We start from the raw sequence: 14100 nt of genomic DNA on the forward strand, positions 1-14100 counted from the left end.
GGTGCTGCGCATCGACGCTGCATGCAGCGCGGGGCGAGGCCGTGCCGCGCGGACCTCCCCGGCCTGGTCGAGTTCGATCGGCCTCAGTGCTCGCCTTTGACGCGCCGCCGCCAAGCGTGCAGCAGCGGCTCGGTATAGCCGTTGGGCTGCGCGCAGCCTTCGAAGATCAGCGCGCGCGCGGCCTGGAACGCCGCCGATGCGGCGAAGTCGCTCGCCATCGGCCGATACGCCGGATCGCCGGCATTCTGGCGATCGACGATGCCGGCCATGCGCTGCAGCGTCGCCTCGACCTGGCTCGCGTCGACGACGCCGTGACGCAGCCAGTTGGCGATGTGCTGGCTCGAGATGCGCAGCGTCGCGCGATCCTCCATCAGGCCGACGTCGTGGATGTCCGGCACCTTCGAGCAACCCACGCCCTGGTCGATCCAGCGCACGACGTAGCCGAGGATGCCCTGGCAGTTGTTGTCGAGTTCCTGCTCGATCTCGGCCGCCGACCAGCGCGGCTCGGCAACCACCGGAATCGTCAGCAGACCGGCCAGCAGCGCCTCGGCGTCGACGCCGGGCAGCGCGCGTTCGGCCTCGGCCTGGATCGCGGCCACGTCGACGCGGTGATAGTGCAGCGCATGCAGCGTCGCGGCGGTCGGCGACGGCACCCAGGCGGTGCTGGCGCCGGTGCGCGGATGGGCGATCTTCTCGGCCAGCATCGCCGCCATGCGGTCGGGCATCGCCCACATGCCCTTGCCGATCTGTGCGCGGCCGCGCAGGCCGCAGGCGAGGCCGACCACGACGTTGTTGCGCTCGTAGGCGCCGATCCAGGCGGCCGACTTCATCTCGCCCTTGCGCACGACCGGGCCGGCTTCCATCGCGCTGTGGATCTCGTCGCCGGTGCGGTCGAGGAAGCCGGTGTTGATGAAGACCACGCGCGCCGACGCTGCGGCGATGCAGGCGGCGAGGTTGATCGAGGTGCGCCGCTCCTCGTCCATGATGCCCATCTTCAGCGTTGCGCGCGGCAGGCCGAGCAGATCCTCCACGCGTGCGAACAGCGTGTCGGCGAACGCGACCTCGTCGGGTCCGTGCATCTTCGGCTTGACGATGTAGATGCTGCCGTGGCGCGCGTTGGCGCGGCGCGTGCGGTCGTGCAGCGCGGCCAGGCTCGTGACCAGCGCGTCGAGCAGGCCTTCGGGCACCTCGCGGCCGTCGCCGTCGAGCACCGCCGGCGTCGTCATCAGATGGCCGACGTTGCGGACCAGCAGCAGCGCCCGCCCGCGCAGCAGCAGCGGCCGTCCGTCCGGCGCCACGTAGCGGCGATCCTCGGCCAGGCGCCGCTCGAAACTGCGGCCGCCCTTGGTCACGGTCTCGCTCAGATTCCCGCGCATCAGGCCGAGCCAGTTGCGGTAGACGGCGACCTTGTCCGGCGCGTCGACCGCGGCGACCGAGTCCTCGCAGTCGACGATGCTGGTCAGCGCGGCCTCGACGACGACGTCGGCGACGCCGGCGCGGTCGTCGCGGCCGATCGCGCTGTCGCGGTCGATCGCGATCTCGACGTGCAGGCCGTGATGGCGCAGCACGATCGCCTCCGGCGCGGCCGCGTCGCCGCGATGGCCGGCGAACTGCGCCGGATCGCGCAGGCCGGCCGTCGCGCCGTCGCGCGCAACGATCAGCCGGCCGTCCTCGACCCGGTAGGCCGTGGCCTCGGCGTGCGAGCCCGAGTCGAGCGGGAAGGTCTCGTCGAGGAACGCCCGCGCATAGGCGATCACCGCGGCGCCGCGTTCGGCGTCGTAGCCGGCGGTGCCGGCCGGCGGCGCGCTGCCGAGCGCATCGGTGCCGTACAGCGCGTCGTACAGCGATCCCCAGCGCGCGTTGGCCGCATTCAGCGCGTAACGCGCATTGCTGGCCGGCACGACCAGCTGCGGCCCGGCCAGCACGGCGATCTCCGGATCGACGTCGGCGGTCGTGATCGGCGCGGGCGACGGCGCCGGCCGCAGATAGCCGATGCGCTCGAGGTGCGCGCGATAGGCCGGCGCATCGGCGACCGGCCCCGGATGCGCACGGTGCCAGGCGTCGAGCTCGCCCTGCAGGCGGTCGCGTTCGGCCAGCAGTCGGCGGTTGAGCGGCGCGAGCTCGTGGATCAGCGCGTCGGCGCCGGCCCAGAACGCCTCGGCCGCGATGCCGGTGCCCGGCAGCGCCTCGCGCTCGATGAAGGCGTGCAGTTCCCGCGCGACCTGCAGGCGGCCGGCTGCGACTCGTTCGATCATCTGCGTACTACCTCGTGGACTCGGATCCAGGATTCGGCGGCGATTGGACCTGCGCCGCCCGATGGCACGGCAGTCTGACACAGACGGTTTTCGGTGCAGCAGTCCCTGCCGCGGACCCGATCGGGCTCAGCCGCCGCGATCGGCTTCGCGGCGTGCGGATCGGCGCTCCCGGTCGCGGGCACGCCGGCGCGCTCGACGAGCGGGCAGCGACGACGCGGAGGCGAACGCGGCCCTCGTGGGGTAGTCGGGCGCGGCCCCGGATCGACGGGCCGGCCGTGCGCGCGGCGCCCGGCGAGCTGGCGGTGCCTGCGCGAGGCGATCGGTGCCGTTGCCGCAGCGTGTGCGATCGGAGCGCCTGCTCAGCGCGGCAGCTGCTGGCGCACCCAGGCCACGATCGCCTGGGTCGGCATCGCCCCGGCCTGGCGCGCGAGTTCGCGCCCGTGCAGGAAGATCGCCAGCGTCGGGATGCTGCGGATGCCGAAACGCGTGCCGAGCGCGGGCTCGGCCTCGGTGTCGACCTTGGCCAGATGGACCTGCGGTTCGAGCATCGCGGCGGCCTGTGCATAGGCCGGGGCCATCGTCCGGCACGGCCCGCACCACGGCGCCCAGAAATCGACGAGCAGCGGCAGGTCGCTGCGCGCGGCGTGTGCGTCGAAATGGGCCGCGTCCAGCGCGAACGGCGTGCCGGCGAACAGGGCGCGGCGGCAGCGGCCGCAGACCGGTCCGTCACCGAGACGCGCCGCCGGCACGCGGTTCAGCGCATGGCAGTGCGGGCAGGCGATCTGGAGCGGGGCAGAGGCGGACATCGCAAGGATCCGGTCGACCGTGACGGCTCCTAGCGTAGTACAGCGCGCGGGCGGTTGCCCGGCGGCCATCGGCGGACCGGCGGTCGAACGGCCGTCTTCCCGCGCATCGCCGGGGACGATCGCGCGGGATCGAAGGCGTGCCGTGGCCGCTGCGCGGGGCAGGCGTGCGCTGCCGCCGTGTTCGCGCGAACCGGGGAGCGCGTCAGAGTCCGCGGCAGCCACTAGAACGCGAACGTCGCCAGCCCGGCACGCACCGCGGCGGGCGTGCAGCGGCGCGGCAGGTTGCGCAGATCATCGTGGATCGCGCTGGCCGGACCGGCGGTCGCCGCCAGCGCGAGCGCATGGTCGCGCAGCGCGTATGCCGGTCCGTTCTGCTCCAGCGCCAGCAGCGCGCAGGCGGTGCGCCCGCTGTACTCGCCGAAATCGAGGACGCCGTTGCCGGCCAGCGCCTCCTCCATCGCGCGGTAATGCGCCAGGGCGGCCGCCGCGTCGCCGCCGCCCAGGTCCAGATCGCCCAGGCTGCGCAGCACCTGGGCGCGTTCGGTCCGGGTGCCGGCGGGCAGTGCGTCGAGTGCGGACAGCACCTCGAGCAGGCCCGCGCGCGCGCCGGCCACGTCGCCGCGCCGCGCCTGCAGGCGTGCCTGCGCGGCATCGAGCGACAGCAGCCGCGGCGACTGCGCACCGTGCCGGCGGAGCACGCGTTCGCGTGCATCGGACAGCAGCGACTGGGCCTCGTCCAGGCCCGGCGCGTCGCCGAGGTCGATCAGCAGCTCGGCCAGCACGGACTGGGCGTGGATCGCGCTGGAGTGATCGGCTCCCGAGATGCGCCGGGCGCCGTCCAGCGCGATGCGCAGCGTCTTCTGCGCATCGCCGGTACGGCCCGACTGACGCAGGGCCAGCACCTGGTTCAACTGCAGGAAATGGATCGTCGGCTCGTCCGGTCCAAGCCGCCGCGCCTGCGCGATCGCCTCGTCGAACAGCGCGATCGACTGTCCGAGCCGGCGGTCGTGGAATGCCAGCGTGGCCTGGATGCCGAGCAGGTCGGCGCGGAGCCGGGCGTGCGCGAGGCCGGCGCCGAGGGTCTCGAGCTCCGCCTCGATCACCGCATGGCCCTCGGCGATGCGACCCAGGTCGCGCAGTGCGGAGGCGTAGAGCTGGGCGCGGCCGATGCGCTCGCTCTCCGGCACGGTCGATCCGTGCTCGGCGGCGACGGCGACCGCGCGCTCGTACAAGGCGACGGCCCTGCCCGGATTGGACAGGGTCAGCTGGTAGACCCCGCCCAGCGCGGTCAGCAGCGGTTCCTGCAGCTCCGGCGCGCCGTCGAGGTCGCGCAGCGCGCGCTCGGCACCGGCGGCGATCAGGGTCTCCACGTCCGGCGGGCCCGTGCGCGGCCTGTCCGGGGTGGCGCCGTCGAACACCTCGACCATGAATCGGGCGATCTGCTGCGCGGTGCGTGCCTGTCGTTCGGCGTCGCGGCGTGCCTGTTCGACGCGGCTCAGATACCAGCTGTTGCTGGCGATCAGCGCGGCCGCCATCAGCAGGCAGGCCAGCGACGACCAGGGATGGCGCAGCGCCAGCAGGCGCAGCCGCGCCGCCGCAGTGGCGCGGCGTGCGCCGACCGGCCGCAGCGCCAGCAGCGCGCGCAGGTCGCCGGCCAGCGCGTCGACGCTGGCGTAGCGGTCTTCCGGACGCGCCGCCAGGGCTTTTGCGATGATCGCCGCGAGATCGGCTTCGCGGCGCGGCACCGTCGCATCGGCGGTCAGCCGCGCCAGCAGCTGGCCGAGCTGGTGGATGTCGCTGGCGATACCGGCCGGCTGGCCGGCGCGCTGTTCGGGACTGGCGTAGCCGGGTGTGGCCGCGGCCATGGCCGGATCGTCGTCGCGCTCGGCGTCGAGCAGGCCGGCGATGCCGAAATCGAGCAGGCGGACCTCGCCGCGTTCGGTCACCAGCACGTTGGACGGCTTGAGGTCGCGGTGCACGACCAGCTGCGCGTGGGCGTATCCGACCGCGGCGCAGACCTGCAGCAGCAGCTCGACGCGCTCGCGTCCGCCGGCGGCGCATGCCGCGCAGTACGCGTCGATGCGGACACCCTCGACGTATTCCATCGCGAACCACAGCAGCTCGCCGCTGCGGCCGCCCGACACCAGGCGCGCGATGTACGGATGCTGCAGGCGCGCCAGGGTCTTGCGCTCGCGCGCGAGCAGGATCTCGGCGCGGTTGCGATCGCTGCGCGAGCCGACCACCTTGAGCGCGACGCGCTGGCTGAAGTCGACGTCGCTGCGCTCGGCCAGATAGACCGCGCCGAGTCCGCCACGGCCGATTTCGTGCAGCACGCGAAACGCGCCGACGCGCTGTCCCGGCAGCAGCGACAGGCGCTCTTCCAGCAGCAGGTGCTGGGCCAGGCTGCTGCGCAGCGCTGCGCCGGGTTCGAAACGCAGGAACGTGTCGGACGGGTCGCCGCTCATCGCGACTCCAGCAGGCTCGCCAGCTGCGCGCGCGCCTGGAACCACAGCCGCTGCACCGTGCGTACCGAGACGCCGGCGGCGTCGGCCGTCTCGGTCTCGCTCATGCCGGCGAAGAAGCGGCACTCGACCACTCGCACCAGCGCTTCGTTCTCGTCGGCCAGCGCGTTCAGCGCCTGATCGAGCGCGATAAAGCCCAGGCTCTCGGCGTCGGCACGCGTGTCCAGTTCGCGCAGGTCCACGCGCTGCCACTGGCCGCCGCGTTTGACGGTCAGACGCTCGCGCGCGTAGCTGCAGATGACCTGCCGCATGATCTTGGCGCTGAGCGCGAAGAAATGCCGGCGGCTCTCTGGAACGCCGCCGGCATCGCTGAAACGCAGATACCACTCGTTGAGCAGGCCGGTGGTATTGAGCGTGGGCACCGTCGCGTCGCGTGCCAGCATGCGATGGGCCAGGCGCTTCAGGTCCCCGTACGTGCACTGCAGCAGATGCGCCCAGGCGTCGCGCTCGCCGTCGCGCGCCTGCCGGAGCAGACGCGTGATGTCTTCTTCGTCACGCCCGGGCATTGCGCTCATCGGCCCGCCGCGCCGCCGGCCGCGGGCCGCTGTGCCCGTTCGCTCAGGTGCACGCTCATGACCAGGCCGTTGCTGGTGTGAAAGCGGGTGGTCGACCAGTCGGTCGGCTCGGACGGCATCACCGGGCACTGGCTGGCGACGTAGCTGGGGCGCGACTGCGCTGCGGTATTGGTGCCGATCAGGAACTCGAAGACGCCGCGGGGCAGTTCGATCTGCACGACCAGATCCTGGCTGGCGGGGTCTTCGATCACGGCCGGCGTACGCACGTTGCGCACGAACTGCCGCTCGTTGCCGGACACGGCCATCCGCCCGCTGCCGATCGGCGTCATGTCGGCATAGGTCAGCGGCGCGCCGTGCGCGATGCTGAACAACGTGACCGGCAGGCTGCCGACGGTACCGGCGCGATCGATGCCGATGTCGACGCTGTCGATGTCGACGCTGCCGCTCAATCCGTGGTCGCCGGCCAGTTCGAAGCGGCGCAGGTAGAAGTTCGACTCGGCCATCTCCCCGCATACCGCGTCCTCCTGAATCGGCTCGACCAGGGTGGGATCGGCGTTCTGGGTGATCGCGATAGTGCCGGCAGCCGGGCCGGCGTCGAAGGGCTCGGCGAACAGCGCGTCGTCGAGCGCCGGGCCGGGGAACGGGCAGTTGCCGGCGCCGGCCAGCTCGACCGAGTCGACCGAGACCAGCACGCCGTTGTTCACGCCGGGCCAGTAGCCGACGTTGGGGACGTGATAGTGAAACGCCACGCGGCCCTCGCCGGCCGCCGGCAGCGTGACCTCGTAGCGGGCCCAGAAGGTCGGGTATCCGTAGGCCGGCTCCGTTCCGTCGCCGCCCTGGGTCGGATACAGCATCGGGTTGATCGCCAGGAGTTCTTCGGTGAAGTCGCCCAGATCGTCCGGGCCGCTGCCGACCGAGTCGCACGCACCGCTGCTGCAGGCGCGCACGTACAGACGATCGCCGAGCGGCATCGGCGTGTACACCGAGCGCGTCCAGAACGACAGCCGCGCGCCGGGTCGGAACTGGATCGTCGGCGTCAGCGTCCAGGCACTGGCGGTGTGTTCCTCGCCGGCCACGCCGATCGCGTTGACCAGGATGCGCGAGTACGGACTGCCGCGATGCGCGCCGAACGTCAGGAAGTCGGCCGCTCCTCCCTCGGCGGTCACCGCGTCCCACAGCACGGTCGGTTCGAAACCGTTGGGAATGCCCTCGCTGGTGTTGAAGCGGGTCCAGCCGCCGCCGTCGTAGAGCGCCGGAATGTCCTCGAAGTTCTCGGTGCAGGCCGCCGGTGCCGGCGATTGCGCCGACGCCGGCGACGTACAGACCACCGCGGCGATTGTCACGACGGCCCGGGCGGCCGACAGCAGGGCGGAACAGGTCACGGCGCGCGTCTTCATGCAAACCCCTCTGGTGGATGGCGGCGGCCCGCGCGGCGGCGGGCCTTCCCATCAATAGGCGGATTTCCGGAAAAACCCGCCACCTGCCCGCTCCGCCAGCCGCAAGGGGTCAGGTACCGGCACTGCCGGCGTCGGCCACGAATGCCTCGGCCAGCGTCTGCACCTGGCCGCAGCGGGTCGCATCGTAGCCGGGCAGGCGGTCGAGTTCGGCGCGGAACGCGGCACTGCGCAGGACCTCGACCAGGCCGGCCAGCGGCGCGCGCGACAGCAGGTCGCCGTCGCAGAGAAAGAAGTAGTGCTCGGACAGGATCGGGATGAAGTCCAGTCCGTAGCGGCGCGCCGGCGGTTCCAGGCCGAAGCCGGCGTCGGCCAGTCCGCTGGCGACGTAGGCGGCGACCGCCGCATGCGTCAGTTCCTCGACGTCGCAGCCGTGGATGCGCGCGATGTCCAGGCCCTCGCGTGCGAGCAGGCGTTCGAGCAGCAGGCGCGTGCCCGAACCGGGCTGGCGGTGGATGAAGCGCAGATCCTGGCGCAACAGGTCGGCCAGGCCGCCGACACGCTTGGGATTGCCGGGCGCGAGCACGATGCCCTGGCGCCGTACCGCCAGATGGACAACGCGGTCGCGCTGCGGATCGAGACGGCCGCGGTAGTGGTCGAGCAGTTCGCGCTGCATCGGGCCGATCGGCAGGTGCAGGCCGGCCAGATCGCAGGCGCCGGCGCGCAGCGCCGCCAGCGCGTCGTCGGGGCTGCGGTACTTGAGATCGAGCGGCGTGCCGGCCTCGGCCAGGAAGCGGCGCAGCGCCTCGACGCCGAATCCGTGCGAGGCGTGCATGCGCAGCGGCGCGGCCGGATCGGCCAGCGTGCGTTCCAGTTCGATGCCGATCTCGGCGGCGAGGCTCTCGAGCATCGGCGAGAGCCGGTCGGCGATGCGCCGGTCGGCCCAGACCAGACGCTCGCCGAAGCCGGTCAGGCGCGCGCCGCGGCCGCGCGTGGGCACCAGCAGCGGCGCGCCGAGCTGGGCCGTGGCCTGCTGCAGCAGGCCCCAGGCGTAGCGGTACGACAGCCCGCAGGCGCGGCACGCCGCGGCCAGCGAACCGTGCTCGTGCACCGCGCCGAGCAGGGCGATCAGATGGCCGGGCAGCGGCTGGCCGCCGCGAATGCGCAGCGACCAGTCCGGGCGGATGTCGATCTCGAACATGAGGATCCCGCAGTTCGGCCAAATAGGCTATCAATAGCCTAATACTAGACGATCTTGCGATTGAAATGCGGCGCCGATACGGTACTCTGGCGGCATCCCGATAAGCTGCTCACAACATATATTCGGGCCATCGCCAGCCGCTGGGAGGATCCATGGCCAGCATCGTCCACCGCCGCGGCGCGACGTCCGCGCAGCGCGGCGTTCCCGCCGCCGTTCGCCGGAGGGCCGCATGAGCCTGGCCGTCGCCGATACGGAGGCCGCCGCGCCGCTGCCCGCGGCCGCACAGGCCGAGGTGCTGGCCGCGGTCGAGCGCCTGCGCGACCTGCCCGGCGCGCTGCTGCCGATCCTGCACGCGATCCAGGACGCGCTCGGCCACGTGCCGGCCGCGGCGGTGCCGGTCATCGCGCAGGGTCTCAATCTGAGCCGCGCCGAGGTGCACGGCGTGATCAGCTTCTATCACCATTTCCGGACTCAGCCGCCGGGCCGGCACGTGTTGCAGCTGTGCCGCGCCGAGGCCTGCCAGGCGATGGGCGCGCGCGAGCTGGAACGCCATCTGCGCGAGCGCCTGCACGTCGATTTCCACGAGACCACGGCCGACGGTGCGGTGACGCTCGAGCCGGTCTACTGCCTCGGCAACTGCGCCTGCGCGCCCTCGGCGATGCTCGACGGCGAGGTGCGCGGCCGGCTCGGCGCCGAGGCGCTCGACCAGTGGCTCGACGATTGCGGGGTGGCGCGATGAACGCATCACCGACGCCGGTCCGCGTCTACGTACCGCTCGACACCAGCGCGCGTGCGGTCGGCGCCGATGCGGTGGCGCGCGCGATCGCCGCCGAGGCCGAGCGGCGCGGCCTGCCGCTGACCGTGGTCCGCAATGGCTCGCGCGGGATGTTCTGGCTCGAGCCGCTGGTCGAGGTCGAGACCCCGGCCGGCCGGATCGGTTACGGACCGGTCGCCGTCGCCGACGTGCCGGCGCTGTTCGAGGCGGGCTTCCTCGCCGGCGGCGCGCATCGCCTGCGCGTCGGCGCGGTCGCCGAGCTGCCGTATTTCCACAATCAGGAGCGCCTGTGCTTCTCGCGGATCGGCACGATCGATCCGCTCGACCTCGAGGACTATCGCGCGCACGGCGGCTGGACCGGTCTCGAGCGCGCACTGGCGATGGACGGCGCGGCGATCGTGCAGACGGTGCTCGACTCGGGCCTGCGCGGCCGCGGCGGCGCGGCGTTCCCGGCCGGCATCAAATGGAAGACCGTGCTCGGCGCCGAAGACGGGCAGAAGTACATCGTCTGCAATGCCGACGAGGGCGATTCGGGCACGTTCTCCGACCGCATGATCTTCGAGGGCGACCCGTACCGTCTGATCGAGGGCATGGCGATCGCCGGCCTCGCGGTCGGCGCGACGCAGGGCTACGTCTATCTGCGCAGCGAGTATCCGTTCGCGTTCGCGCTGTTCCGCGAGGCGATCGAGCGCGCGCGCGCGACCGGCTGGATCGGCGACGACGTGGCCGGCAGCGGCCGCAGGTTCGAGCTCGAGGTGCGCCTGGGCGCCGGTGCCTATGTCTGCGGCGAGGAGACCTCGCTGCTGGAGAGCCTCGAGGGCAAGCGCGGTCAGGTCCGCTTCAAGCCGCCGCTGCCGGCGCTCAAGGGTCTGTTCGGCCGGCCGACCGTCATCAACAACGTGATCACGCTGGCCTCGGTGCCGGACATCCTCGCGCACGGCGCCGAGTGGTACCGCGACTATGGCGTCGGCCGCTCGCGCGGCACGCTGCCGCTGCAGCTCGGCGGCAATATCCGCTACGGCGGCCTGATCGAGAAGGCGTTCGGCCTGACCCTGCGCGAGCTGCTCTACGACTACGGCGGCGGCTCGGCCAGCGGTCGGCCGATTCGCGCGGTGCAGGTCGGTGGCCCGCTCGGCGCGTACCTGCCCGAGTCGCAGTTCGACACCGCGATCGACTACGAGGCGTTCGCGGCGATCGGCGCGATGCTCGGCCACGGCGGCATCGTCGTCTTCGACGATACGGTCGACATGGCCGAGCAGGCGCGCTTCGCGATGGCGTTCTGCGCGATCGAATCCTGCGGCAAGTGCACGCCGTGCCGGATCGGCTCGACGCGCGGCGTCGAGGTGGTCGCCAGGATCCAGGCCGCGCGCGAGGTCGAGCGCAACACGGCGCTGCTGCGCAGTCTCTGCGACACGATGCTCAACGGTTCTCTGTGCGCGCTCGGCGGATTGACGCCGTATCCGGTGCTCAGCGCGCTCAACCATTTCCCCGAGGATTTCCGGCCGCGCGATCACGCGCAGGTCGCTTGAACGGCGCCCCGGCCGGTTCTGGCCGGTCGGGGCGCGGAGCAGCGAGGTTCACGCCATGCGTTCGATAGCCGAAGCCGATTACGGCACTCCCGCCATCCAGCTGTTGTCGAGCCTCAAGCCGGTCCGGCTCGAGATCGACGGCGTCGCCGTCAGCGTGCCGCCGGGTACCTCGGTGATGCGCGCCGCCGCGCAGAACGGCATCGCGATCCCGAAGCTGTGCGCGACCGACACGCTCGATGCGTTCGGCTCGTGCCGGCTGTGCCTGGTCGAGATCGAGGGCATGCGCGGCTATCCGGCCTCGTGCACGACACCGGTCGCCGAGGGCATGAAGGTCGCGACGCAGACGCCGAAGCTCGGCGAGATCCGCCGCGGCGTGATGGAGCTGTACATCTCCGACCATCCGCTGGACTGCCTGACCTGTCCGGCCAACGGCCACTGCGAGCTGCAGGACATGGCCGGCGTGGTCGGCCTGCGCGAGGTCCGCTACGGTTACGACGGCGCCAATCACGTGCAGCCGTACGTGGCCGCGGACGGCGCGGTCGCCGGTCACGGCGCGGCGACCGCGCTGGTCGCCAACCCGCTGTACGTCGCCAAGGACGAAACCAATCCGTACTTTACGTTCGATCCGTCCAAGTGCATCGTCTGCTCGCGCTGCGTGCGCGCCTGCGAGGAGCAGCAGGGCACGTTCGCGCTGACGATCCAGGGCCGCGGCTTCGATTCGAAGGTCAGCGCCAGCCAGGACGATCCGTTCCTCGCGTCCGAATGCGTGTCCTGCGGCGCCTGCGTACAGGCCTGCCCGACCGCCACCCTGTCGGAGAAATCGCTGATCGCGCTCGGCCAGGCCGAGCACAGCACGGTCACGACCTGTGCCTACTGCGGCGTCGGCTGCTCGTTCCGCGCCGAGATGAAGGGCGAGGAGGTCGTGCGCATGGTCCCCGACATCGACGGCAAGGCCAATCACGGCCATTCCTGCGTCAAGGGCCGCTTCGCGTTCGGCTACGCCACGCATCCTGACCGCATCACCACGCCGATGATCCGCGAGAAGATCACCGATCCGTGGCGCGTGGTGTCCTGGGAGGAGGCGATCGCGCATACCGCGCGCGAGTTCCGCCGCATCCAGGCGACGCACGGTCGCGACGCGGTCGGCGGCATCACCTCCTCGCGCTGCACCAACGAGGAGACCTATCTGGTGCAGAAGCTGGTGCGCGCCGGCTTCGGCAACAACAACGTCGACACCTGCGCGCGGGTGTGCCACTCGCCGACCGGCTACGGGCTCAAGCAGACGCTCGGCGAGTCGGCCGGCACGCAGGACTTCGACTCGATCATGGACGCCGACGTCGTGATGGTGGTCGGCGCCAATCCGACCGACGGCCATCCGGTGTTCGGCTCGCAGATGAAGCGCCGGCTGCGCCAGGGCGCGCGGCTGATCGTCGTCGATCCGCGCCGCATCGACCTGGTGCGCACGCCGCACGTCAAGGCCGACTACCATCTCAAGCTCAAGCCCGGCACCAACGTCGCGCTGCTGACCGCGCTGGCGCACGTGATCGTCACCGAAGGCCTGGTCGACGAAGCTTTCGTCGCGCTGCGCTGCGAGACCGACGCGTTCGACAAATGGCGCGCGTTCGTCGCCGATCCGCGCCACTCGCCCGAAGTCAGCGAGGCCGACACCGGCGTGCCGGCCGCCCTGGTGCGCGGTGCCGCGCGTCTCTACGCGACCGGCGGCAACGCGGCGATCTACTACGGCCTCGGCGTCACCGAGCACTCGCAGGGTTCGACCTCGGTCATGGCGATCGCGAACCTCGCAATGGCGACCGGCAACGTCGGCCGCCGCGGCGTCGGCGTCAATCCGCTGCGCGGCCAGAACAACGTGCAGGGTTCGTGCGACATGGGCTCGTTCCCGCACGAGCTGCCGGGCTATCGCCACGTCTCGGACGGCTCGACGCGCGCATTGTTCGAATCGGCCTGGGGCGTGACGCTGCACCACGAGCCGGGCCTGCGCATCCCGAACATGTTCGAGGCCGCGCTCGACGGCGAGTTCAAGGGGCTCTACATCGAAGGCGAGGATATCGCGCAGAGCGATCCGAACACGCAGCACGTCACCGCCGCGCTGACCGCGATGGAATGCATCGTCGTGCAGGATCTGTTTCTCAACGAGACCGCCAAGTTCGCGCACGTCTTCCTGCCCGGCTCCTCGTTCCTCGAGAAGGACGGCACGTTCACCAATGCCGAGCGGCGCATCTCGCGCGTGCGCCGCGTCATGCGGCCCAAGGCCGGCTATGCCGACTGGGAGATCACCCAGCTGCTCGCCAACGCGCTCGGCTACCCGATGGACTACCGCCACCCGTCCGAGATCATGGACGAGATCGCGCGGCTGACGCCGACCTTCCACGGCGTCAGCTACGCCAAGCTCGACCGCGAGGGCAGCGTGCAGTGGCCGTGCAACGAGACCGCGCCGGACGGCACGCCGACGATGCACATCGACCAGTTCGTGCGCGGCAAGGGCAAGTTCATGCTGACCGAATACGTGCCGACCGCCGAGAAGGTCAACGCGAAGTTCCCGCTGATCCTGACCACCGGCCGCATCCTCAGCCAGTACAACGTCGGCGCGCAGACGCGCCGCACCGCCAACAACACCTGGCATGCCGAGGACCGGCTCGAGCTGCATCCGCACGACGCCGAGCAGCGCGGCATCGCCGAGGGCGACTGGGTCGGCATCGAGAGCCGCGCCGGCGAGACCGTGCTGCGCGCGACGATCAGCGACCGCATGCAGCCGGGCGTCGTCTACACGACGTTCCACTTCCCGTTCTCGGGCGCCAACGTCATCACGACCGAGAACTCGGACTGGGCGACCAACTGTCCCGAGTACAAGGTCACCGCGGTCGAGGTCACGCGCGTCAGCCAGCCCTCGGAGTGGCAGCAGCGCTACCGGGCCTTCAGCGAGCAGCAGCAGGCGCTGCTGCGCGAGCGGCGCAAGGAAGCCGCACCGGCACGCTGAGGCGCCGAGCCGCTGCGTCACCGGCCGGATCCGGTCCGGCCGGCGTTCGCTCGCAGCGTGACGATGCGGCCTGCCCAAGCCGGCGCTTCGCATCGCGGCGGCGGATCG

At 71.6% G+C, this 14100-nt stretch carries 9 protein-coding genes; 3 read left to right on the forward strand and 6 right to left on the reverse strand.

Annotation, left to right across the window (positions count from 1 at the left end; translation table 11 throughout):
• Positions 1 to 83: 83 nt before the first annotated feature.
• The 6 genes from VMR06_RS04485 to VMR06_RS04510 form a co-directional block, all read right to left on the reverse strand.
• Complete coding sequence (locus VMR06_RS04485; RefSeq protein ID WP_325373448.1) at positions 84 to 2255, reverse strand: malate synthase G; 2172 nt, start codon at positions 2253 to 2255, stop codon at positions 84 to 86.
• A gap of 359 nt (positions 2256 to 2614) precedes the next feature.
• Entirely contained in the window at positions 2615 to 3061 is a 447-nt protein-coding gene (gene trxC, locus VMR06_RS04490) for a thioredoxin TrxC (RefSeq protein ID WP_325373450.1), read from the reverse strand.
• Positions 3062 to 3282: 221 nt separating this feature from the next.
• Positions 3283 to 5526, reverse strand: coding sequence for a serine/threonine-protein kinase (locus VMR06_RS04495; RefSeq protein ID WP_325373452.1), 2244 nt, complete (start codon positions 5524 to 5526; stop codon positions 3283 to 3285).
• Positions 5523 to 6098, reverse strand: coding sequence for an ECF-type sigma factor (locus VMR06_RS04500; protein WP_325373454.1), 576 nt, complete (start codon positions 6096 to 6098; stop codon positions 5523 to 5525). Before VMR06_RS04500 ends, VMR06_RS04495 begins: the two co-directional genes overlap by 4 nt.
• Positions 6095 to 7495 (reverse strand): choice-of-anchor J domain-containing protein, encoded by a 1401-nt coding sequence (locus VMR06_RS04505; RefSeq protein ID WP_325373456.1) that lies wholly within the window; start codon positions 7493 to 7495, stop codon positions 6095 to 6097. The genes VMR06_RS04500 and VMR06_RS04505 overlap by 4 nt, the downstream gene beginning before the upstream one ends.
• Before the next feature lie 109 nt (positions 7496 to 7604).
• Complete coding sequence (locus VMR06_RS04510; protein WP_325373458.1) at positions 7605 to 8693, reverse strand: substrate-binding domain-containing protein; 1089 nt, start codon at positions 8691 to 8693, stop codon at positions 7605 to 7607.
• A 229-nt stretch (positions 8694 to 8922) separates the two neighbouring features.
• Here VMR06_RS04510 and VMR06_RS04515 point away from each other — a divergent pair, with 229 nt between their 5' ends.
• The 3 genes from VMR06_RS04515 to fdhF are packed head-to-tail and all read left to right on the forward strand — an operon-like array spanning position 8923 to position 13992.
• Positions 8923 to 9432 (forward strand): formate dehydrogenase subunit gamma, encoded by a 510-nt coding sequence (locus tag VMR06_RS04515; protein WP_325373460.1) that lies wholly within the window; start codon positions 8923 to 8925, stop codon positions 9430 to 9432.
• Entirely contained in the window at positions 9429 to 10997 is a 1569-nt protein-coding gene (locus VMR06_RS04520) for an NADH-quinone oxidoreductase subunit NuoF (RefSeq protein WP_325373462.1), read from the forward strand. The genes VMR06_RS04515 and VMR06_RS04520 overlap by 4 nt, the downstream gene beginning before the upstream one ends.
• 55 nt (positions 10998 to 11052) lie before the next feature.
• A complete protein-coding gene (fdhF, locus tag VMR06_RS04525) occupies positions 11053 to 13992 on the forward strand; it encodes a formate dehydrogenase subunit alpha (RefSeq protein ID WP_325373464.1) in 2940 nt (979 codons plus the stop codon).
• The last annotated feature ends 108 nt before the right edge of the window (positions 13993 to 14100 follow it).

This window comes from Dokdonella sp. (assembly GCF_035511235.1).
Lineage (GTDB): Bacteria > Pseudomonadota > Gammaproteobacteria > Xanthomonadales > Rhodanobacteraceae > Dokdonella.

Excerpts from the sequence above, each read along its gene's own strand:
- VMR06_RS04485 (WP_325373448.1), bottom strand. The coding sequence starts at position 2,255 with ATGATCGAACGAGTCGCAGCCGGCCGCCTGCAGGTCGCGCGGGAACTG.
- trxC (WP_325373450.1), bottom strand. The coding sequence starts at position 3,061 with ATGTCCGCCTCTGCCCCGCTCCAGATCGCCTGCCCGCACTGCCATGCG.
- VMR06_RS04495 (WP_325373452.1), bottom strand. The coding sequence starts at position 5,526 with ATGAGCGGCGACCCGTCCGACACGTTCCTGCGTTTCGAACCCGGCGCA.
- VMR06_RS04500 (WP_325373454.1), bottom strand. The coding sequence starts at position 6,098 with ATGAGCGCAATGCCCGGGCGTGACGAAGAAGACATCACGCGTCTGCTC.
- VMR06_RS04505 (WP_325373456.1), bottom strand. The coding sequence starts at position 7,495 with ATGAAGACGCGCGCCGTGACCTGTTCCGCCCTGCTGTCGGCCGCCCGG.
- VMR06_RS04510 (WP_325373458.1), bottom strand. The coding sequence starts at position 8,693 with ATGTTCGAGATCGACATCCGCCCGGACTGGTCGCTGCGCATTCGCGGC.
- VMR06_RS04515 (WP_325373460.1), top strand. The coding sequence starts at position 8,923 with ATGAGCCTGGCCGTCGCCGATACGGAGGCCGCCGCGCCGCTGCCCGCG.
- VMR06_RS04520 (WP_325373462.1), top strand. The coding sequence starts at position 9,429 with ATGAACGCATCACCGACGCCGGTCCGCGTCTACGTACCGCTCGACACC.
- fdhF (WP_325373464.1), top strand. The coding sequence starts at position 11,053 with ATGCGTTCGATAGCCGAAGCCGATTACGGCACTCCCGCCATCCAGCTG.